We start from the raw sequence: 21567 nt of genomic DNA on the forward strand, positions 1-21567 counted from the left end.
GGTGAGCTATGCAGGTCCGGCTTCGTTGAGCCCTCCCGTCTGACGCCCAAATGCGCATTGTCTACGAGAAGGTGGCGATCCGCAAAGACGTGCTCTGTTGTCGTGCGTTTCCAGTACAACGCGGCCGGGCAGGCGGCATGGGGGCAAATGACGCACTCGAAATGGCAGAACAGACGGAGGTGTAGGTTGTCTCAGGCCGGTTAGCGAGCGGTCGTTGACCGGCCACTTTCTGCCGCTCGCCGGAGCGATGCGGTGGTCGTTCGAACGACCGGTCCACTCCGAAACCCGCGCGATGGTCAACGCACAGTTGTCGGCCAAACCCGGCATTCAGATATGGCATCGATCGGACAGCCGTGAGTCGCTTTGCCGAAATTCACACTTCCCGGACGGAGAACGCCAATTTTCACTCAGGCGAATGCGTACCTTCCCCGACCCGTTGGTGCCAGTCAAGAAGCTACCGACTCGATGTCTCTTTCTTACTTAAAGCGGACGGTTTGCAGGCAGCACCCCTTTCGGTGCGTGAACTCCGACATGGCACTCCACGAAGCAATTGTTGGTAATTCGGCAATGTTGGTTCATTCGATTGGCTTGGCGTACAGGTAAATGTGCGCCAGCGCACATAACGGGAACACCCTACGGCCTGTCCGCATTCGACTCGTTCGCGGCCTTCTGAGGTTGAAGTGTGTCTTAAACGAATGCGTGGAATAGGGAGAGAAAAAGGTATTTCTTTCCTCTGCCAGCGTTGATCGCCTATTATCTTTATCACTTGTCGTTTGACACATAGTGCATTGAGCCAGAATACGGTTCAAAAAGTTGCCGAAACGAGCATGGACAGCTCGCCCTGTGGAATAACGAAAGGGGGCGCTCTGGCTAGAAAAACTCAGTCTCAGCTTTCGAATGAAGAGAGGGCAACAACATGAAAACGCTGATCGGGTTGCTGTTTGCTGTGCTCGGAGGCGGAGCATACGCTGACTGTACATTTCAAGTTTCGGGACCTTCCAATCACACGTACTCGGAGCAGGACATCATCACTTTTGTGACCTCAGAGATCCGCCCCGTGTTGGCAAAGACGAGCACACTTATACCGATTCGTATTGCGAAGGTCTGTGATGGGTCAGTCGTCGGCACGCTGCAATTGACAATGGATTCCGAAGACTATTACATCGTACAGGTCCAGCAACATCACCTCTCTGAAGAAGAGTCAAAGTACACAGATTCTAACTTGACTTTGAGTCGAGCAGGACTCGATGAAGCACTCGATAAATCGATATCATTTGATGGGCTATCGCTTCAGGACCGCCAGGATGCGGTCAAAACCTTCGCCTTCTATTTCGCTGAGAGCGCTCGGTTTACCGATATCGAGAATATCGCCAATGCACTCCTTGCTGGAAACTGTACACAGGACTGGACCAAGTACGCGCATCTGCTCCGGCGATGGGCGCGCATTTCAAAGAACGCACTTCAGCATGGAGATGTGTCTGACCTATTTCATGGGGGAGTAAATGACAACCTGCTTGCACCCATCTCCCAGACGATGATCGTCAATTATAATGCCGCGAATCCCGCTGACCAAGTATCCGTCCCGGCTCCATCATGCGAACGACTGCAAAATGCGCAATTTGGCGCTCAATAAAAGGGGGTAGCCGCGCTCTTTTCATAGGGCACGGCTATCCAGTAGCCTTGGTCAAGTCGGCAGTACTGTGCGGGGAGGGTAGATCTCGAATCCGTCGGGGACTGGCTTAAACGGCTCTGAAGGCGAGCGATGACCGCTCTGGAACTCGCGCAGCGCGTGAACGTCAATTTCCCCAATTACACAGTAGTCTGTAATCCCCCCCTTGACTCGTAAGACATCGCGCCTCCAACTGTCCTTGTAGGGTGCACGAATGCGGCTGTCTCCGTATTGGCGGTCATTGCATTGAATGATATAGGCGTGCACATCGAGAGCTGCCGATTCGACCAACGCGTTGAAGGTTTCAGTATCCTGATTCCATTCCGGCACGAAGAGTGCGTCGACCTTGCCGCGCAGAGCGGCACGGTAGCCGATATTGGTGAGTTCGCTGCAAACTAGCAGTGCGAACCGGAACGAGCCATGCTGGATAATGGGTGGTGTCGCCCAAGGTTTGCGTGGCTTCATTTTCAACCCAGCCAAACGCTGCAGTTCCTGTTCCTCATGTAAGGCCGGTCGTTGCTTGTCTTGGCGGTAGATCATGATCGACGGAAAGCCCGGCCCATCGTGGGATAGTGCCGCCCATACCTGATTTCGTACCCGTCCCTTGGTGGCATGCATGTACTCGATGCCGGTGATCAGGGAGACACCACGACCATGCAGTTTCCTCGCGATACGAATGAACCAGTGCGCCGGTAACGCTAGTTCCGGAAGGACTAGGTAGCGGCTACCGTTCGGTTGCGTTATCACGCCGTCCAGCAGGCGGTTCAGACGAGCGTATCGCTCGGCATCCGGATCCCGCAAACGTGTTACGGATGCAACCCAGCTATCTAGGCGAGTTTTCCAACTTGATACGGCAATGCTGTACTTGGAGCGATTCTCGCCGTTGCGGATCTTCAGAGCGCCGTGTTGGTCGAAGCGGGGCATCTTATTGTTCAATGTAAATCCACGCAGCGCCCGTACAACGATCTTCATGGCCGACTGCCATTTTTGGCTATACGTATCGTTGGTCAACACAAACAATTCGGCCAGGTTAAATGGGCGGGTCGCGAAAATAAATCCGTGAGGCAACCCCGGAAGCTTTACCCACTTTGCGAGTAACGAACAGCCTTCCAGAACCTGATCGGGAAGCATCTGGTCCGCCTCGTTGCAAGCAATAGAAACCTTTTTACTAGGAATTCCGCGCTGGGCTATCATTTCGGACGGTAGCCCCATAAAGCGGAAAGGTAAATGGGCTAAATCAAACGCAAACAGCCGAGCCTGTCGCGCTTGAAACGCTTTAGAAGACTTCGGCCAAGACACTGCCGGCTTGATATCGATGGGAGGGAGACAATCCGACATGTGATCTTCCCAAGACTGCTTGCCAGTTTTAGATAGTCGTGGCGGGAAGGCTGCAGTTATGCTCTCGCAAACGGTCACAAAAACCTGGCGCTGCCAGCGCGTGATCATTTTATCGGCGTCAGGTTGCGGGGTATTCTTCGGCCACGCCTTGATGCCAACAGAGCAGTCCCGTTGAACCTGCGCACATAATTTTTCGATTGCGCGAATGATCTTGCGTAGGTCACTGAAGTCCTCGCATGCCGTAGCGAGTTTTATCACGCGGGGGAGATAACTAGCTAATTCGAAAAACTGAGGCAGAACTAACACATGCTGCGTGAACGCGCGAAAGAATGCTCGACGATGATCTCGCCATGCATCGGGAGCCAAGTCTCTCTCATAAGCTTCAAAATCACGAAGTTTGATCGCAAAACTTGCACGGCGCATGGTTAAGGCGTCGGCCTTGCGCAAATTGTCGGCTGCTTCACCATCACTCTGCGTTGCGGCCAGTAGATCAGTGCCAACGTGGCTAGCAGAGCGTGGAAGCCGTGGCATCGCCCTCCATTCGCTGGCTCGCTCGTGGATCTGATGCGCGATGGCGTCAACCAATGTCTTTCCTGTTTCGCCAGCCAAGATGAACACTTTGTTTTTTGCATTGGCAAAGTGGATACGGCTCTTTTGTTTGGGGCGCAGTAGGTACTCGGGTTGAAAACAGATCTGTTTATTCTCTTCGCCTTTGACCCAGGCGAGGCTCCCCCTTGAGCGCATGAACAACCATTCCCACAGTTCGCCAGTCGAGCGAAAGTCTCGCCCATTTTCCATGACTAACAGAATGTCGTCCACATAGCGGCCATAGTACAGCGGTGCAATCTGCTGCTCCACAAAACGATCCAGTTCGATCAGGGCCATATTGGCGACGACCGCTGACGCCGGTAGCCCGACAGGCAGTCCCTTCTTCAATGGAGTAGCGGCGGCCCATCGCTTTAATGCGCCGATGAATAGTCGGTTGAGCTTTTTTTCTGCATCGGACAGGTCAAGTCGCAACACCTCATTCACGAAGGTGGAGTCCAGCATGAAGTCCGGGTTGAGTTCGTGATAGAAGGAACCGATGTCAGCCGTCAGCGCGACGATCCTTTTGTCTGCGTCCAAGGCCGTACGCATAGCGTTAATGCCTTGGTCGCGCCATTCGCGGAACGGCTTCAGATAGGGAACGAAGGATCCTAGAGACAGCGGATTTATCTTTTTACGATCCCGAGTCCTGCGTAGCCGGTTGCCGCAAGCGCTATCTGTTAGTTTTGCGTCGTACTTGTGGCCGACCTTCAGCAACCACAAAGCTGAAAGGACGTGAAAATCGAGGCTGCATAAGGCCATGACCCGGAATTCAGCCTGCGGTTTTGAGTTCACATCCTTTTCCGCTAGCAAGGCGCTAGCATGCGCCCATTCATCCGCAGGTGATGAGAAAATTAGCCCATTACCGTGTTCCTCGCGGAATTTGTTCCTGGCTGGCCAGGAAACGGACTTCGTCGCAAGTGTCCAACTGCCCAGAAAGTTCGACTTCTTGACCCATGTCTCGTCATCCCCATTGAGCAGCTCAAGCAGATCGCTGAGTCGATCAAAGAGATTTTCTTCATAATCGGCGATGGCGAAGATCGATGAATTGGTCGAGTAATATAAATCTACCTTCGCTTTCCGGTAAGCCAGACCAAGCTCGTCAAGGGTGAAACTCATTTGCTACTCCACGTGTAATGAGCGGCAGTCCTCGTTTGTGAGAACGTGGTGTCCGGCACTACAACCGGTTGATTTTTAAAGATTAAACCGTAAAAGGTGACAATAATGCTGCGATCGAATCACGATAGCCATGCCTTACTGATCGCTGGCGCGCCCCCAACGGGGCCATCACCTACCTTCTCGATGTCCTCTGCGTATATCGGAAGATTCGCGGGTTTATTGAGGGCTAGGGTGGATATATTTGACGACTGGCTGCAAATAGCGAGTTCAGCACGTCGTGCCTTTAACAGACGCGGCCATGCTCCCAACGTCCGCTCCGCGTCGAGAGTACAAGGTCGCAGCCGGGAAAGTGCCGTCGGGCGGTTCGATGCCGCCGCTGTCGGCAATCAAACCCATTGCTGACATGGGCGTAGCCAGCGCCAATGTCAGCAAAGGCCGACTACTCGCCATCGAGGATGCCGCACGAATGGCCGTTCCAGCTTGCAACCGGCCATACCCCTTGCATTGGCTCGAAGGACCGCTCAGGACCCCCCTGAGCCAATCCCCCATCGCCGCTCGTGCGCCCATCGCTGCAAAACGCGTCAGTCCGCAGTCGCCCAGTTCCGCTCATCGGCGGATGACAGGTGGCCATCCGCCGACCGGCCGCGCACCCGAGGCCATCGATCGTCGTACAACGCGCTCCGCGCCAACAATTCACGTTTTACCAAAGAGCTCGCGACAATTCGATCGGTTTCCCGCCCAGAGCATCGGCCGGCGCTCGGCCCAAGGGCGGCCACGCTCGAGTTGTCCGGCCAATCGTAGCAACGTGTCTTCACGCCCGAATTCTGCGGCGAACTGTACTCCGATCGGCAAACCGGTTTGCGGATGCGTTTCGAGCGGAACGGACATGGCAGGGACGCCGGCGACATTGAACGGTGGCGTGAACGGCGAATGCCGAAAGACCCGCTGCGTCCATTCGAGACCCGTCATCGATTCGGCGCCGGCGCCATAAGCGCCGATAGCGGGCGGCATCTGCGGCAGAGTCGGGGTGAGCAACAGGTCAACCTCTCCGAACCATGTGCCAACCGACCGCGTGACCAGGTTGCGCATGGCCAAAGCGGCGGCAAACGCGGATGCCTTCTCCTCCTTGCCGTGTCGGAAGCAGGCTAAAGTGGCTGGCTCCAGCATCGTGTCGTCGATCGCGCGTCCGGTCGCGGCTGCAAGGCCCTCGATCCAGCCGACGAGCGTCGCCGTCCATATGGTTGCGTTCATCTGCACGAACGCATCCCACGACACGCCAAGGGTAGGCTGACATTCGATGACCGTATGGCCCAGCGCCTCAAGAAAACGCGCGGTCGATGACGTCGCTGCCGCGATAGCCGGGTCGGTACGCTCGCCATTCCACGGGTCCAGCATCAGGCCGATCTTCAATCTGCCCGGTTCACGGCTCACTTCGGACAGGAAGCTTTGCTCGGGCGCGGCCGTGATGTAGGGATCACCAACCGCGTGTCCCTGTATCGCATCGAGCAATGCGGCGCTGTCCCGCACGCTGCGGCTCACACCCAATTGCACGCCGAAGCCCGCGAACACTTCGTCAAGCGACGGCCCGTTCGAACTGCGGCCGCGCGTGGGCTTTAGCCCGAACAGGCCGTTGTAAGCCGCGGGCACACGAATGGAGCCCGCCGCATCGGTCGCGTGTGCGAGGGGAACCACCCCCGCGGCGACGGCGGCTGCCGCTCCGCCACTGGAACCGCCTGCACTCAGTTGCGGCGACCACGGATTACGGGTCGCTCCTTGCAGCGTTGACTCGGTGGTCGTACTGAAAGCCATCTCCGGCGTGGAGGTGCGTCCTATCGTCACCAGCCCTGCTGCGCGGAAACGCGACATCAACCACGAATCCTCGGGAGAGACGATGCCTTGCGCAAGGCGGCTGCCCAGTTCAAGCTTCTTGCCTTGCATGCTTACAGCAACGTCTTTGATCAGGAATGGCACGCCCGCGAGTGGGCCGCCCCGAGGATCTTCGCTGCCGCTTTCAGAAGCGGGCCAGCTTTCGATGACCGCATTGATGTGAGGATCGACGACTCCGATTGCCTCACGCGCGAGTCCGGCAAGCTCCGCGGATGTGACATCTCCATTTGCGACGAGCTTTGCAAGTCCAATCGCGTCGTATTCCGTGTATTCGCTCAGTTTCATGGTTCCTCCGTGTCGATGGAGGGAACGATAGGGCAAGCCGCTCGTTAGGATTAGTCGGCTATCGTGGCAAGGATTGGGCCATCAATGGGACAATGCGTCAGGCCATTCAATCGTCTGATTTCCAGCGAGTATGCGAGCTTCGATGACCAGAGATCTAAACGACACGCTCGTTTTTGTTCACGTCGTGCAGGCGGGGAGCTTCACAGCGGCGGCAAAAGCCTTGCAGATTCCGAAGACGACCGTGAGCAGGCGCGTTCGTGAACTCGAGGCCCACCTCGGCGCGGCCCTGTTACACAGAACGACGCGAAAGCTACGCTTGACGGAAGCCGGTGCGGCTTATTTTGAGCGCTGCAGTGGAATCGCGAGGCAACTCGACGATGCGGAGAACGCCGTTCAACAGATTCGGGGTACGCCCGGAGGCTGGCTGCGCGTGACGCTTCCTTATTCGTTCGGGGCGACCTGGATAGCACCGTTGATCGCCGGCTTTTGCGCGCGCTACGCTGACGTTCGCGTCGATATAGTCGCGACGCACGTGCCGCTCGATCTGTTCGGTGAGAACGTGGACGTCGCCCTGCGTCTCGGCGCGCTGCCCGATTCGAGTCTCGTGGCCCAGCGGCTCGGCAGTTTTTCGACGTCGGTCTATGCCAGTCCCGCGTATATCGACACACACGGCGCGCCCGAGCGTCCGGACGATTTGCATCTTCATCCGGCGCTTGCGTTGCATCAGGCGCGCACCGACAGCGGTTACACATGGCCGTTGCGCAAGGCGGGGCGTAAGGCAAGGCACTTTGCGCTGGATCCGGTTATCGTGGCGAGCGATCCCGTGCTGCTTCTGGATGCTGCGCGCGCCGGCAACGGGGTCCTGTTGGCAATGGACGCGAGCATGGAGGCGGAAGTCGCGGCGGGGCGTCTATGCAAGGTGCTACCTGAATGGATCGGTCCACAGCAGGATCTCAATGCGCTATTTCCCAGAGAGCGCGTGCCATCGCCGAAGCTGCGAGCGTTCCTGCATTACCTGAAGACTCAGTTGCGTTTCACCCATGCGGCGTGACCAGACGCAAGTATCACCGTCGCCAAGCTGCACGGGGCTGAGCAAATTCATTGGCCGGTGAGCGCGTCGATGTCGAGTGACTCATTTCGGGCGAACATCGGCCATTTGAGCTAGTCAGGTCGAACGGCCCTTTGGGGGCCGGTCCAGCCGACCGCGTCGGGCGGCACTCGGCCAAAAGGAGACTCTCGCCGTGAGTTTTCGAGTGACCGGTCGTGACTGCTCTTCTGACACACGCTCCGCTCGCTTACTGCCCTCACGGTGACGATGCCCGTTTCATCGGGATTCCTCGCGGATGCGGATTGTCATCGCTCGTGTCTTCGGGCAGCAGATTGCCATCGCCGAGGCTCTCATCAGCTCGAGCAGTCTCCGGATATCGCTCGGGATAAAGATGCCGCTGCGCGACAGTTGCGTCAAAAGTGCGAGACCACTTTGCAATCACCACGGTCGCGAGACTATTGCCGATGGTGTTGCAGGCCGCGATCGCCATCGACATGAATCGATAGACCCCGAAAATTATCGCCACGCCTTCGACCGGCAAGATGCCCGTGGACGTAACGGTCGCCGCGAATACGACAAACGATCCGCCCGAAACGGTAGCTGCCCCTTTGGAGGTCAGCAGCATCAGCAACAACAGTCCGATCTGGTGCTCGAGCGTGATGGGAACGCCATACGCATGCGCGATGAACATCACGCCCATCGACATGAAGAGCGACGTGCCATCAAGATTGAACGCGTAACCGGTGGGTAGTACCAGGCCGACGGTCTGCTTCGCGCAGCCGAGCCGCTCGAGTTTGATCAGCAGACGGGGCAATGCGCTTTCCGACGATGCCGTGCCGAGCACGATGATGACTTCGTCCTTGATGTAGCGGAGGAACCGCCACAAGCTGATTCCGGCCAGCTTCGCAATGATCCCCAACACGACCACAATGAACAGGACCACCACGGCATAGAAGCTGAACACGAGTTGCGCCAACGCGATCAACACCTGCGTCCCGTTGCTCCCGACAGAGTAGGCCACCGCGCCTAGCGTACCGAGCGGCGCGAGTTTCATCACCAGATTGATGAACGAGAAAAGCACCTCGGAGATCAGGTCGAGCCCCTCGGTGATGCGTACGCGGCGTCGCTCGGGAATCGCAAGGATGCCGATGCCGACCATCACCGCGAGCACGACCACCTGCAGCAATTCGCCCTTGACGAACGCACCGACGAAGTTGTCCGGCACCAGATGCATGACGAACCCGGTGAAGCCCTGCGGTGCCGCTTTTGCCGCCGTCGGGGGCACCGCGCCCACCGTCACCGCCGTCATGTCCTTGCCGATTTGCAGCACGTTGCCGGCGAACAGACCCACCATCAGTGCAATGGTCGAGACGACTTCGAAGTAGACGATGGCACGCCAGCCGACCCGGCCCGCGCTTCGGACGTCGCCCGCCGACGCAATGCCGTGAACGATTGTCAAAAAAACCAGCGGCGCGACGCCCGCTTTGATTAACGCCAGGAAGATATCCCCGAGAACTTTCAGCTGCGAGCCGAGTTTCGGGAACGCCAGTCCGACGGCGATACCGAGAACCAGCGCGAGCAATACTTGCACGCCGAGCTTGCGGTACCACGGCAGTTTCTTCGGTGGCGGGACGAGCGCGTCGTCGCGGGTAGCGTTTGCGTCATTCATCGTCTGCTCCTTCACGTCCGCTCGGCGGACGTCATTACGTCCAACCCTGAATTTTCAGAGCCGACCCGACAGCTCGACGGCGCGATCGACCATCCGCGGCGCGAGTCCGAGATAGTTCGCCGGGTCGGTCATCCGGTCGATCGCGGCGCGATCGAAATGCGCGGTGACTTCCGGCAACGCGGCGAGCGCTTCGGCCAGCGTGCCGCCGTGCTCGTTGACCGTACGGCAGGCGTCGTACACGATGTCGTGCGCCTGCTGCCGGCCGATGAATGGCGCGATGCCCATCATCACGGCTTCGGCGACGATCAGGCCTTTGCTGATACCCAGGTTGTGCTTCATCCGCTCGGCATCCACGATCAGGCCGCCGAGCGCGAACTTCGCCTGATGCAGCGCGCCGGCGCTCAGAATGAAGCTCTCGGGAATAGCGATCCATTCGGCGTGCCAGGGGCCGGTCGCACGCTCGAAGTCCTGGATCATCGCGTCGGTCATCAGGCCCGCGTGCTGGCGCACTGCCTTGGCTGCCGCGAGCATCAGCTCACTCGAGATCGGATTGCGTTTTTGCGGCATCGTGCTGCTCGCGCCGCGACCTTTGACGAAGGGCTCATAGACTTCGGCGAATTCGGTCGATGCCATGATCATGATGTCGAGCGCAATCTTGCCGAGCGAGCCGGTGACCAGTGCGAGCAGATTGACTGCTTCGGCGAATCCGTCACGCGCAACGTGCCATGTGGTCGCGGGCACGCCTAGTCCGAGTTCGTCGGCGAGCGCCTTCTGCACCTCGAAACCCTTCTCTCCCAGCGACGCCAGCGTGCCCGCCGCACCCGCGAATTGGACGACGGCCACGCGCGGGCGCAGTTGTGCAAGCCGTTCCTGATGCCGGTCAAACATCGCCAGCCAGATCGCGACCTTGTAGCCGAACGTCACGGGCAGCGCCTGCTGCAAATGCGTGCGGCCAGCCATCGGCGTATCGCGATGTTTGCGGGCAAGGTCGGTCAGGATGGCGCGCAACTCGCGGATGTCGGTGTCGATCACGTCGAGTGCATCGCGCACCTGAAGCGACACGGCGGTGTCCATGATGTCCTGGGTCGTAGCGCCCCAATGGACGTAACGACCGGCCTCGCCGCACATGCTCACGAGCTGGTGAACCAAAGGCAGGATCGGATAGCCGACGATGTCGGTCTCTTCACGCATGTGGTCGAAGTCGATGCGCTCGAGACGGGATTCGCGAGCAATGATTTCGGCCGCTTCCGCCGGAACCACGCCCACTTGCGCCTCGGCTTTAGCCAATGCCACTTCAACGTCGATATAGCGCTGCACGAGCGCCTGATCTGAAAACAGCGTGCGCATCTGCGCGGTGCCGAAAGCATCGCGAAACAGGATGGAATCGACCACAGTGCTGGCCATGGGGATGGTGCGGTTCGTCATTACGACCTCTTCAAAAAACCGGAAACGGGCGGACATGCAGCTAACACCGGGGAAGTGCTCAACGTGATATGTCCGGACATATTAAATTTATTATGTTCGAACATATTGGACAAGCTATGATTTACCCTGGCCTTCCCAAAAACCGGTTTTCCGAAAAAAGATGAACCGACCGCACTTTGCCGACATTGCCCGTGAGCTGACCGAAGCCATCGCTTCAGGTCGTTACCCTGTCGGGTCGACACTGCCGACCGAGCTGGAATTGCGCGACCAGTACCAGACGAGCCGTCATACGGTTCGCGCTGCGTTGCATGAATTGCAGCAGCTTGGCCTCGTCTCGCGACGCAAGAATGCGGGCACCCGCGTCGAGTCCACGCAGCCGAGAAACGATTTCAGGCCGTCGCTGGCATCGGTGGATGACGTCGTCCAGTTCGGCTCGGAACATTTGCGGCTGGTGCAGTCGACCGGGGAGATCGTCGCGAGCGGTGATCTGGCGCGAAGATTGAAGTGCGCCGATGGGGCGCGTTGGCTGCGGGTGTCGAGTTTGCGGATCGATGGCGACAGACAGAGTTCGCCGATCGGCTGGACCGACGTGTATATCGATCCCGCCTACGCCGACATCCCGGACATGGCGCGGGCGCAACCTGACACGTTGATCAGCTCATTGATCGAAGCGCGGTACGGGCGCTGCATCGCCGAGATCCAGCAAGACGTGTGCGGGGCGTTGATCTCGGACGAGATGGCAGAAAAGCTGAAAACGCGTACGGGTGCTGCGGCGCTTGAAATTGTGCGCCGATATCTGGACTCGGCGGGCGAGACGTTCGAGGTGTCGGTCAGTGTTCACCCGGCGGAGCGGTTCTCGGTGTCGATGCGACTGAAGCGCTCGGAGACTTGAGCCGCGATCGCGTTCGTTAAACCCATCTAAAACCCGAGCCCGACGCCGACGCCTCCGAAACCACTCCCACCGAAACTGCCTGCCCCGATCCCGATGCCGAAACTGGGGCGTGGCGCGTAATAGCCGGGCGGGTCGCCGTAGCCGTAGTAGGGCGGCTGCGCAGCGACGCAACCCGCAATACCGAACGCTAAAGCCAGGATGCCAAGTAGCTTGATCATGACGCGCTCCCTTCCATCAGCCGGACACGGACATCGCGAGCAAGATCCGGTCCTTGCTGGTCGTCCGATCAAACGTCCAGGTGCGATTTTTTGCTTCGAGTCATCGAGCTAACCTGTTTCGACAATGATCGCACCGCGGACCGAAAGATCGGGATGGGGTGTCCTGCGAGGTCCGCCGTGGGTCTTGGTACGGCCAACAACGGTCAGTCAACGATGCCGCCTGGATCGTTGGCCATCGTTGCCCCGGAAGCCGCTCGAAACGTCGCACCTACCCATTCGCGCTCCACAGCGATGTGTTCAAAGGTCGCCCCTTGGACCGCAATCGTCGACCGCTGCAGCCGGCTGATCGCGGCCTCACGAATCAACAACGATAGATCAGATGTAAATCGGTCGATTCGCCGACCTTGAAATCGCAAGTGCCGACGAGGCTAAAACCTGCCTTTTCGTAGAAAGCAATGGCCTTTGTGTTACCGGACCATACACTGAGCCATACCGCGCCGGGGCGTTCCACTGCCAGATAGGAAAGTGCCGAGTTAAACAACTTTCGTCCAACACCCGTTCCTTGTGCACCGCGCCGAATGTAGATTTGATATATTTCCGCCGCCCCCTCTGGAACATCGGAGTGCGGAAGCTTGCACGGCCCAACCTGCGCGTAACCAATCAATCCGCCGTCCTCGCACTCAACCACCCAGGTGCGATTCTCGCGATTGGTGAGCTGGTCTGTGATCGTTGTTACCGAGTAGTTTTCTTCCTCATGCCTGATTAGATCGCTCGGCGGGTAGTTGATGCCGTACCCCTCCGAAAGAAATGTTTCCCGGAATGTGTCACGTTTCAATTTAGCAAGTGGCAATGCATCTGCCACCGTCGCAATACGGATTCTCATCGGTGCTCCAGCGGTTCAGGGTCACATAGACAGCTGATCTGCCGATAGGCAGTCGAACGCGTCGATACGGCAAGAGAATTTTGCCATCACACTCTACGTGCGCAATGTTCACGTTGCAAATTCGGTCAGTACCGGGCATTCGACTGCCGCGACCGGATTGGCAAGAATCGTTGGCATAGGGATGCGGCCGAACGTTAGCTCAAGCCATCGGCCACCATTGCCGCGTCAGCATCAGGGTCAGATTCTGGACGGCGGCGCCGGATGTGCCTTTACCAAGATTATCGAAAACCGCAGACAGCGAGATCTGCGATTGGCATAGAAGTCGCCATTTTCCGCTTTAGCTCGTTCTCTTGAACGAATGGCCGGTTTGTCGAAAATTGACTGACCGTAGTGGGTCGATGACGGTCCGACGCCACCTGATGTCAGCTGCGCGCAACATGCGATTGGTATCAGACCGTGGCCGGCCAACAGGCCAACAACGATCCCACGCGCTCTATTGGCGAACGCCGGCTGACGAGCGATGAACCGCCATTCGATAAGGCGGCGACCGACCACGCATTGGACGAACCAGCCACATTTTCAAGTGTTGTGTGCAGCGGCTTAGATCCGGTGGCGATTGGTGCCGGATCGATTGCCGCTTCGACCGATCGCGTCCCCCGGCTTCTCGCCAATAAGCAACGTGTCGCCGCCGACGCTCGATTACCGTTTTAATGGCAATCCTATATGTGATAGGGGCGTTGTCATATATGGACTGGCTGAGTTATCCCGCTGCGCTACCGGCGCAGGCGAACGATCTCACAATCGCACCGCCCCGCCAGGACGCCCGGCGCATGCGGACCGACGCCAGCACGCCGACCGGGGCTCCATTCAACTCAAAAGATTCATTCGATGCTTTACTTCCAGCTTAAGTTTTTCCGAGAATCGTCGTAAATCCGTTTACGCGATGGAGAGAGAGGAACGAATGAGTACATCAATCAGTTCGATAGCTTCGAACGCGGCGACATTAACCCAGCTCTCGCTCGGTTCACCCGCTTTGATGCACTCTGTGCCAGCTACGGAAACGTCGCCGGCACAAGCCACGATGAGCGTCGTTGACCCGTCTGCGACAGCGGCTCGCGTCGCAAAGTATCTACACGCTTTAGGCGCACCATTGAAGATGGGGAACGACGCTCGAAACATCGCTAACGCCTTGACTTCCACGATGCAGTCAGTGGTGTCGGAACGGCCGGATCTCGCCGATACGCATTTTGATTTCCATTCGAGCAACGGTTCAATTCAGGTCACCTCGCAAGACCTGAGTGCGACCGATATATCGTGGCTTCAAGGCAAGCTGAACGGCAATACTTCACTGGTTGCGTCTGTCATGGCCTTTCACGACGACGCTGTTAGCGGTTATGCAGAGTGGGCGCAAGCGGACGGAACCCCTCTCACAGAATCGCAGTCTGATGCGGTTAGCAAGAAGGCGGATGGGCTTGGGGGTTTCATGTCGCTTTTCCGGTCGCTCGGGCAGGAGGCGCAGAAATATCAGATGAAGGACGGCGGCTATAAGTTGGCGGACGGTAGCACGATGAACCTCGGTGAGGATCCGACCACGGCAGCGGGCTTTCTGCTGTTCGCGGAAAGTGCCCAGGCGGCCGAAAACGGTACATCGAGCTTCGTTTCAACATCGGGCAAGACGCTTTACGGCGGCCAGATGGATGTCTTTCAGAACACTTCCGTGATCCCTAATTTCTTCCCGGAATCGGAAACCAGATCATTGGGATTTTCGCGGACGGCATGAGAGCAGAGTGGCCCGCGCGAGCGGGCCACCTTCATCTGTAGCGGCGGAGATACGTTTGTGAGCAAACGTGTGTGAAGTACGCGCACGCCGAGTTGGAATTCAAAGCGCCGTTTACCCAGGCCTGCGAGAGATCAAGGCCCGTCATGATGGAGAGGTTCCGACATTGATTGAGATCTGTCCTTTGCATGGATATGCCGTGGCCTCGAACCCGGCAAACGCGATCAGACCGTCACGACAATCTTCCCGAACTGCTGGTTGGACTCCAGAAAGCGATGAGCCTCGACAATCTGGTCGAACGGGAAAATTCTCGCGATGACAGCGTGCAATGAACCGGACCCCAACCCGTCGAGGATAAACGCCTTGGCCGCTTCCAGCCGCTGAGGGTCGCTGAGGATCTCGTGAACGAGGTAGCCGCGCAGCGTGAGTGTCTTGCTTAACACTGTGAACAGCGGGAACGGTGTCGGCTCTGCGCTCAAGCCGCCATATTCGATGAGGATCCCGCCCCGGGACATCGCGGCTGTCAGCGGATCGAAGATCGCACCACCAATGGGGTCCAGCACGACTCGCACCCCCTCCGGGCCAGCGATTTCATGCAGTCGGGCAGCCAGATCCTCCTTCGCCGAGGCGATCACATGGGCCGCGCCAGACTCAAGCAACGCTTGCTTCTTGTCAAACGTTCGCGTGACCGCGATCGGGACTGCGCCAACCATATTGGCAATCTGGATTGCGGCAAGTCCCACACTGCTGGAGGCGGCGGTGATAACAACGAATTCGTTCCTACGCAGTCCGGCAATGTCGATCAGAGCGCCGTAAGCAGTGAGATAGGACATCCAGATGGCGGCCGCCGCTTCCCAGCTCAGAGACGGCGGATGCTTGACGACAAGCCTGGCCGGAAAGGTGACGAGCTCACCATAGGCAGGCCAGCGGACCATCGACAACGGCGGCACGACGCTGACCGCGTTGCCTGGCGCGAATCCGTCCACACCTTCACCGACCGTTTCAATGACACCCGCAGCCTCGAGGCCAAGACCCGACGGTAGCGTCGGCGTTTCAATATAGGAACCGGCACGCAGCAACGCCTCGGCCCGGTTGAGACCTAGAGCCTTAACGCGGATTTGAATCTCTCCCCGACCGGGCGGCGCAACGTCGACGTTCTCGATGCGAAGAACCTCCGGACCACCGTGCTCATAAAAGCGAACGACTCGTGTCATTTCGATCGAACTCCAAAGTAAATGAATCGAATAAACTATGCCGACAGAATTCGGGCGGATAAATAGCCAGAAAACTAGAACAGTAGAAACTGGGAGTTTTCAAATATGGATCGCCTTACCAGCATGACTGTGTTCGTCAGAGCCGTCGACCTGGGCTCGTTCGCGGCCGCGGCAGATGCGCTCGATCTGTCCGGGCCAATGGTCGGTAAACATGTCAGATCTCTCGAGGAGCGGCTGGGCGTGCGTCTGATCAACCGGACCACGCGTCGGCAGAGCCTTACGGACTTCGGGCGCGCGTACTATGAGCGCTGCCGCGTAGTTCTCGCCGAAGCCGACGCCGCGGATGCGCTGGCGGCCGATCAATTGTCTGAACCGCGCGGCAAACTGCGCATCACTATGCCCGCGCACTTCGGGCGGCGTTGCGTGACTCCAGTTCTGCTGGCGTTGGCTCAACGATATCCGGCGCTGGAACTGGATTTGTCGCTGAACGATCGCTTCGCCGACCTTGCGGAGGACGGCTACGATCTCGCCATTCGGACGGGCATTCCCGAGGACAAGGGCGGGGTGGTTGCGCGGCGGATCGCCCGCCAGCTCATGGTGGTGTGCGCGTCGCCGTCCTATCTCGGCATGCACGGCAGGCCCGAGAAGATCGAGGATATCGGCAAACACTCTGGAATCATGTACCGGCGCTCTGGCCGTATTCGCCCGTGGTTGTTTCCACGCGACGATGAGCCCACTGTGGAAATCACGCCGGTTAACCGGTTGCGGCTGGACGATCTCGACGCAATCGCCGACGCGGCGGTCGTGGGTATGGGGCTTGCATGGGTACCTTACTGGCTGGTCCGCGAGCGCATCGAGAAAGGAGAACTGGTTCCGCTATTGCCGGATCAGCCTGGTTTCCTGTACGACGCGTATGCAGTGTGGCTGCATACGCCTCAATTACCGTTGAAGGTTCGGCTCGCAATCGATGCGCTGTCGGCCGCATTGCCCGGCTTCATGACGCGAGAAACGGATTCGCCATCGTTGCGCATCGGTCAGGCTTGACTAGGCTTGGGCGACATTCATAACGGCTTCTGCAAACGGGAGAACGCCAGTGTCGAATTGCTGGATAGGGCGCTGCCTGTGCGGCGCAGTCCATTACCGCGCTGATGGCGCTTCACTGGCACAGCTCATCTGCCATTGCCGGGATTGTCAGCGAGCATCGGGCTCTGCGGGTTTGCCCGTCGTTGTAGTAAGAGCCGCAGATTTCTCGTTTAAAGGCGAAACCACGACCTATACGATGACCGGCGGCAGTGGGATGCCGACTACGCGTAATTTCTGTGCACATTGCGGCAGTCTGCTGTTTGGAACACCGCATCATGCGCCGGAAATCGTGACGATCTATGCGGGAACACTTGATGAGCCTTCGCGCTTCAGGGCCGAATTTGTTCAGTTCACCTCCGAACGATATCAGCTCGACGCTCATGAATCCGGTGTAACCCAACATATGGGAAAGGCGCCCTGACATCCCGCTTCCTTGTTGGCACAGTCAAAGATGGCGGATTGCAAAACGGAGGTTGGGCTGCGGGGTTTTTGCCCCGACATTGCGTAAGTGCTTTTACCGGAAAGAAAACGGAAGTCTTCCGGCCGGGCCGTTCCCCAAGACATCTCCCGCCACACCAAACGCACGCACGACAGACCGGCCACTCAACCCGTGACCTGCGCCGCAACGAAATCGACAAATGCCCTTGCACGAGTCGGCATATTTCTTCCGAAAGCATGAATCGCATGGACGGGCACGCTGGCGAGCGCAATATGGGGAAGCACGACACGTAAGCGTTGCGCCGTCAGATCGTCGCGCACGGCGACCCGCAAAATCTGCGCGATGCCCAGTCCGTTCAACGCCGCCACGCGCATTGCGTCGCCGCTGTCGGTGTCGAATGCGCCATCAACCGGCATCGACGTGCCGTCCGCGAAAAGCACCGGGTAGGCGCGGCCATTGAGCCGGTAGCGCACATGTCGATGCGCGGCGAGCTCGGCGATCGTTCGCGGCGTGCCCCGTTCGCTCAGATACTCGGGCGAGGCCACCAGCACGAGCGGCAGGTTTGCGATCTGCTGCCCGTGCAGGCTGCTGTCTTCCAGCCATCCGGCACGGATCGCGATGTCGAAACCGTCGCGGATCAGATCCACATGACGATCGCTGACGCTCGCTTCGATCGATAGCGCCGGGTTCTCCCGCATGAGCTGGCGTGTGATGGGTTCCAGTAGTAGATGGCCAAGTACGCCGGGCAGGCTCACACGGAGCTTGCCGGCGGCGCACGCCGGTGCGCGCAGCACTTCGTCGGCGCGCATGAGGCCCGCGACGAGCGGCGCCACGTGCTCGTAATACGCACGCCCTTCAGCGGTCAAGACGAATGCGCGCGTGGAGCGCTGGAATAGCGTGACGCCCAGCCGCCTTTCGAGCCTCGCCACGCTCTTCGACACAGCCGAAGGCGTGGTGTCCATCGATTGCGCGGCGAGCGTGAACGAGCCGGTTTCGACGGCGCGCACGAACGCGGGCAGACCACTGAAGTTTTCGGCAGACATGATGACAACCTGGAATAAGTGAAAGCGCCGCTGTGTGACTTCAACGGCGTGGCGGTCATTGATAAATTCACGCGGTGCGCCAGAACGGCGAGTACCACGGAGAAGAAAGTGAACAGTCTTGCGAACAAGGTTGCGGTCATCACAGGTGGCAACAGCGGAATTGGCCTGGCCACCGCGAGGCTGCTGGTCGAGGACGGCGCGCACGTGGTCGTGGTGGGACGCCGCGCCGAGGCGGTCGATGCGGCGGTCGCGGAACTCGGCGAGCGGGCGCTCGGCTTGACGGGCAATCTCGCGGACCCGAAAACGCACGACGACGTCGCCGCGCTCGTCGCGCGTCGTTTCGGTGGGCTCGATCTGTACTTCGCGAACGCAGGCGTCAATACGATCGAAGCGTCGAGCGCGGTCAGCACCGATTCGTACGACGAGCAGTTCGCGACCAACACGCGCGCGATCTTCTTCGGCGTGCAGAAGATCGCGCCGCTGATGCGCGAGCGGGGCTCAATTCTGCTGACCAGTTCCATCGCAAGTTCGAAGGTGCTCGACGGACATGCCGTTTATGCGGGAACCAAGGCCGCGATCGAGGCATTCGCACGCAGCTGGGCGCTCGAATTTCGCGCGCGCGGCATTCGCGTGAACGTGATGAGCCCGGGACCGGTCGACACGCCGATTCTCTCGAAGCTTGGCGTCTCAAACGACGACCGGCCGGCGTTCGAAGCTGCAATGGCAGGTCGCATACCGTTGGGCCGTCTCGGCCGGCCCGACGAACTGGCGCGTACCGCGCGCTTTCTGCTCGGCGACGAAAGCAGCTTCATCACCGGCGTCAATCTGAGCGTGGACGGCGGCATCTCGCTCACCTGAACTTGCACGGCATACCGGCATGGCCGACATTCGCTCGAATCGCTCAAGACTCGTCGCCCGCTGGATTCGAGCGGCCCGCCGCGGGTGGACCGACATCCAGCGAGATCACACTGGCGATTCCCTGTCTTGCCATCTTCGCGTACGGACACACCCGCTCGGTGCTGCGCACGAGCTGCTCGGCAATCGACCTCTCCACGCCAGGCAAACTGATGCGAATGTCGGCGGTCAACATGTACATGCCGTCGACGGGGTCGCGGCCGAACGTGACCGACGCGTCAACCGCGCTGTCGCCAATCTCGATGCCGTTCTTCGACGCAATCAACATCAGCGCGCCATGAAAACACGCGGCGTAGCCGGCGGCAAACAGTTGCTCGGGATTCGTGCCGCCGCCAGGGCCGCCAAGCGCCGCGGGCAAACGCAGGTTCAGTTCGAGGTTGCCGTCTTCCGAACGCACAACGCCGGACGCCCGGCCGTGCCCGGCCTCGCCACCGGAAACGCGGATATGCGCCGTGTACAGGCCTTGAAATTCAGGGCCGTAGTACTTGTCGAGCAGCGTCAGTGGTGGGGGCGTTAACTTGTCCATGATGTCGATCCGTCGTTTCGTTGAATCCGCGCGCCGTATAAAACAGTTTGCACGGCCCGCGGCTAGGATTACTCATCCCTTGCCCGGGATCGTAGTCGGATTGAATACTCCGCGGAAGCACTGGGCCGTCGCGCATGATGTTGCCTGAAAGACAACAATCGGACGAGCCGGTGCTCGAAGAAAACGTAGCGTTATTGCTGTGCTGCGCAAAAACGGTGGTTAGACTTGTAATCTATGAAAGCCCTGCGTATAAAGAGAGCTTCGAACAGCGACACCGCCAATTCGGCGCCTTAGAACAAAAAGCGCTATTCGACGTACCCGAAGTTCTGGTTTTCCCGAATACCCTTGCAGTCATTAGCGGCCTTTTCAGCCTGAGTCGCGTTCGCGTTGCTTGCGTTCTTTCCGGTACGCGGGAATGCGCGGCCGGGGTTCCGCAGCACGTTTATTCCTTATGAGTTCGTGAACAGAACGGAAAAATGCGCATGCTCGTCTCCACCAGTTTGACGACTTCTCCACCCGCCGCGAGCGATGATTCGCTCGCCAACAGCTTCGCCACCAGCTACGTTGGCGTGATTTCTTTCCTTGCGGTAGTGAGTGAAGGCAGCTTCGCGAAAGCTGGCGACCGGCTGGGGATTGGCCGCTCCGCGGTAAGCCGCAATGTGCAGAAGCTCGAAGCGCAACTCGATGCACGGCTCTTCCTGCGCACCACGCGAAGTACCGCGCTGACTCGCGAAGGCGAGCTCTTCTATCAGAACTGCAATCCAGGCGTGGAGCGCATCGTGCAGGCGCTCGAGGACATGCGCGAACTTCGCCAGGGCCCGCCGCGCGGTCATTTGCGGATCTGCTCGACAACGGGCTTCGGCCGCAAGATCGTAGCGCCGCTGCTCAACGGCTTCTACTCGGCGTACCCCGAGATCGCGATCGACTTCATGCTCAAGGACGGCCCGGCCGATTTCACGTCCGAGCGCATCGACGTCGCATTCCGCGACGGCAAGATGGACGACAGCCAGGTCGTCGCGAAGCAACTGATTCCGATGCAGATGATGGTGTGTGCGTCGCCACAGTACTCGCGCGAGCACGGTTTGCCGGCCACCGTCGAAGAACTCGACGCGCATCGCTGCATCAACTTCCGGCTTGCGTCCGGCCGCATTGCCGAGTGGGAATTCAAGGTGGCCGGCGTGAACCGCAAGGTCGTGCCGAAGGCGCTGCACGTTTTCAACGACGCTGAGCTTACGCTGCAAGCGGTGCTCGCGGGCCACGGCATCGCGCAGGTCGCGGCCTACCAGGTAAGCGATCTGCTGCGCGAAGGCCGGCTGCACGCTTGCCTCGCGCAGTATGCGCCGGACGACCGCGGCCACTACGCGTGCTATCTAAGCCGCAAACATTTGCCGGCGCGGATCCGCGTGTTCATCGACTACATGACGGAACAGATTCGCGCTCTCGATCTGCAATGCTCCACTGAAGTCCATCGCCTTTCCTTCTGCCCGTGATTGTTGATGTGATGACAACACGGTGAGCTGTTCCTAAGGGCTACTACCGCTGCTGCGTGCTA

The 21567-nt window shown here is 58.9% G+C and carries 19 protein-coding genes and 1 pseudogene; 10 read left to right on the forward strand and 10 right to left on the reverse strand.

Going from position 1 to position 21567, the window contains the following annotated elements; genetic code table 11:
- Positions 1-916: 916 nt before the first annotated feature.
- Entirely contained in the window at positions 917-1633 is a 717-nt protein-coding gene (locus tag BTH42_RS26785) for a ribosome-inactivating family protein (protein WP_075304187.1), read from the forward strand.
- Positions 1634-1684: 51 nt separating this feature from the next.
- Here the strand turns inward: BTH42_RS26785 and BTH42_RS26790 are convergent, their stop codons facing one another.
- Both BTH42_RS26790 and BTH42_RS26795 read right to left on the reverse strand, forming a co-directional pair.
- A complete protein-coding gene (locus BTH42_RS26790) occupies positions 1685-4711 on the reverse strand; it encodes an RNA-directed DNA polymerase (protein ID WP_075304188.1) in 3027 nt (1008 codons plus the stop codon).
- Positions 4712-5404: 693 nt separating this feature from the next.
- Entirely contained in the window at positions 5405-6883 is a 1479-nt protein-coding gene (locus BTH42_RS26795) for an amidase (RefSeq protein WP_075304189.1), read from the reverse strand.
- Between the two features lie 142 nt (positions 6884-7025).
- On the opposite strand from BTH42_RS26795, the gene BTH42_RS26800 reads away from it, so the two are divergent.
- Positions 7026-7934 (forward strand): LysR family transcriptional regulator, encoded by a 909-nt coding sequence (locus BTH42_RS26800; protein WP_075304190.1) that lies wholly within the window; start codon positions 7026-7028, stop codon positions 7932-7934.
- A gap of 253 nt (positions 7935-8187) precedes the next feature.
- Here BTH42_RS26800 and BTH42_RS26805 read toward each other — a convergent pair whose 3' ends face one another.
- Together BTH42_RS26805 and pcaB are read right to left on the reverse strand one after the other, a co-directional pair.
- The gene (locus BTH42_RS26805) at positions 8188-9600 is read right to left on the reverse strand and encodes a cation:dicarboxylate symporter family transporter (RefSeq protein WP_075304191.1); all 1413 of its coding nucleotides are present in this window, start codon (positions 9598-9600) and stop codon (positions 8188-8190) included.
- 54 nt (positions 9601-9654) lie between these two features.
- Entirely contained in the window at positions 9655-11025 is a 1371-nt protein-coding gene (gene pcaB / locus BTH42_RS26810; RefSeq protein ID WP_075304192.1) for a 3-carboxy-cis,cis-muconate cycloisomerase, read from the reverse strand.
- A 160-nt stretch (positions 11026-11185) separates the two neighbouring features.
- Here pcaB and BTH42_RS26815 point away from each other — a divergent pair, with 160 nt between their 5' ends.
- Positions 11186-11917: a GntR family transcriptional regulator gene (locus tag BTH42_RS26815; protein ID WP_075304193.1), complete on the forward strand. Its 732-nt coding sequence runs from the start codon at positions 11186-11188 to the stop codon at positions 11915-11917.
- Positions 11918-11943: 26 nt separating this feature from the next.
- On the opposite strand, the gene BTH42_RS26820 is transcribed toward BTH42_RS26815, so the two are convergent.
- The 3 genes and pseudogenes from BTH42_RS26820 to BTH42_RS36130 form a co-directional block, all read right to left on the reverse strand.
- Positions 11944-12135 carry a hypothetical protein gene (locus BTH42_RS26820; RefSeq protein WP_075304194.1) on the reverse strand — a complete coding sequence of 64 codons (192 nt, stop codon included), beginning with the start codon at positions 12133-12135 and terminating at the stop codon, positions 11944-11946.
- A 361-nt stretch (positions 12136-12496) separates the two neighbouring features.
- A complete protein-coding gene (locus BTH42_RS26825) occupies positions 12497-13018 on the reverse strand; it encodes a GNAT family N-acetyltransferase (protein ID WP_075304195.1) in 522 nt (173 codons plus the stop codon).
- 199 nt (positions 13019-13217) lie between these two features.
- Positions 13218-13325: pseudogene (locus BTH42_RS36130) on the reverse strand (N-acetyl-gamma-glutamyl-phosphate reductase); the annotation flags it as partial.
- 149 nt (positions 13326-13474) lie between these two features.
- On the opposite strand from BTH42_RS36130, the gene BTH42_RS35030 reads away from it, so the two are divergent.
- Together BTH42_RS35030 and BTH42_RS26830 are read left to right on the forward strand one after the other, a co-directional pair.
- Positions 13475-13729 (forward strand): hypothetical protein, encoded by a 255-nt coding sequence (locus BTH42_RS35030; protein ID WP_143752219.1) that lies wholly within the window; start codon positions 13475-13477, stop codon positions 13727-13729.
- A 250-nt stretch (positions 13730-13979) separates the two neighbouring features.
- On the forward strand, positions 13980-14798 hold the full coding sequence (locus BTH42_RS26830; protein WP_143752220.1) for a hypothetical protein: 819 nt from the start codon (positions 13980-13982) through the stop codon (positions 14796-14798).
- 221 nt (positions 14799-15019) lie between these two features.
- Here the strand turns inward: BTH42_RS26830 and BTH42_RS26835 are convergent, their stop codons facing one another.
- Complete coding sequence (locus BTH42_RS26835; protein ID WP_075304197.1) at positions 15020-16009, reverse strand: zinc-dependent alcohol dehydrogenase family protein; 990 nt, start codon at positions 16007-16009, stop codon at positions 15020-15022.
- A gap of 123 nt (positions 16010-16132) precedes the next feature.
- On the opposite strand from BTH42_RS26835, the gene BTH42_RS26840 reads away from it, so the two are divergent.
- A complete protein-coding gene (locus tag BTH42_RS26840) occupies positions 16133-17053 on the forward strand; it encodes a LysR substrate-binding domain-containing protein (protein WP_256702303.1) in 921 nt (306 codons plus the stop codon).
- Between the two features lie 49 nt (positions 17054-17102).
- Positions 17103-17513: a GFA family protein gene (locus BTH42_RS26845; protein ID WP_075304199.1), complete on the forward strand. Its 411-nt coding sequence runs from the start codon at positions 17103-17105 to the stop codon at positions 17511-17513.
- Positions 17514-17695: 182 nt separating this feature from the next.
- Here the strand turns inward: BTH42_RS26845 and BTH42_RS26850 are convergent, their stop codons facing one another.
- Positions 17696-18574, reverse strand: a complete 879-nt coding sequence (locus BTH42_RS26850) for a LysR family transcriptional regulator (RefSeq protein WP_075304200.1) — start codon at positions 18572-18574, stop codon at positions 17696-17698.
- A gap of 108 nt (positions 18575-18682) precedes the next feature.
- Between BTH42_RS26850 and BTH42_RS26855 the strand changes: the two genes are divergently transcribed.
- Positions 18683-19432 (forward strand): SDR family NAD(P)-dependent oxidoreductase, encoded by a 750-nt coding sequence (locus tag BTH42_RS26855; protein WP_075304225.1) that lies wholly within the window; start codon positions 18683-18685, stop codon positions 19430-19432.
- Positions 19433-19475: 43 nt separating this feature from the next.
- Here BTH42_RS26855 and BTH42_RS26860 read toward each other — a convergent pair whose 3' ends face one another.
- A complete protein-coding gene (locus BTH42_RS26860; protein WP_075304201.1) occupies positions 19476-20015 on the reverse strand; it encodes an Ohr family peroxiredoxin in 540 nt (179 codons plus the stop codon).
- A 134-nt stretch (positions 20016-20149) separates the two neighbouring features.
- Here BTH42_RS26860 and BTH42_RS35035 point away from each other — a divergent pair, with 134 nt between their 5' ends.
- A complete protein-coding gene (locus tag BTH42_RS35035) occupies positions 20150-20470 on the forward strand; it encodes a hypothetical protein (RefSeq protein WP_143752221.1) in 321 nt (106 codons plus the stop codon).
- Between the two features lie 27 nt (positions 20471-20497).
- Positions 20498-21505 carry a LysR family transcriptional regulator gene (locus BTH42_RS26865; RefSeq protein ID WP_075304202.1) on the forward strand — a complete coding sequence of 336 codons (1008 nt, stop codon included), beginning with the start codon at positions 20498-20500 and terminating at the stop codon, positions 21503-21505.
- Positions 21506-21567 lie beyond the last annotated feature (62 nt).

The sequence above is a fragment of the Burkholderia sp. SRS-W-2-2016 genome (assembly GCF_001931485.1).
Taxonomy (GTDB): Bacteria; Pseudomonadota; Gammaproteobacteria; order Burkholderiales; family Burkholderiaceae; genus Paraburkholderia.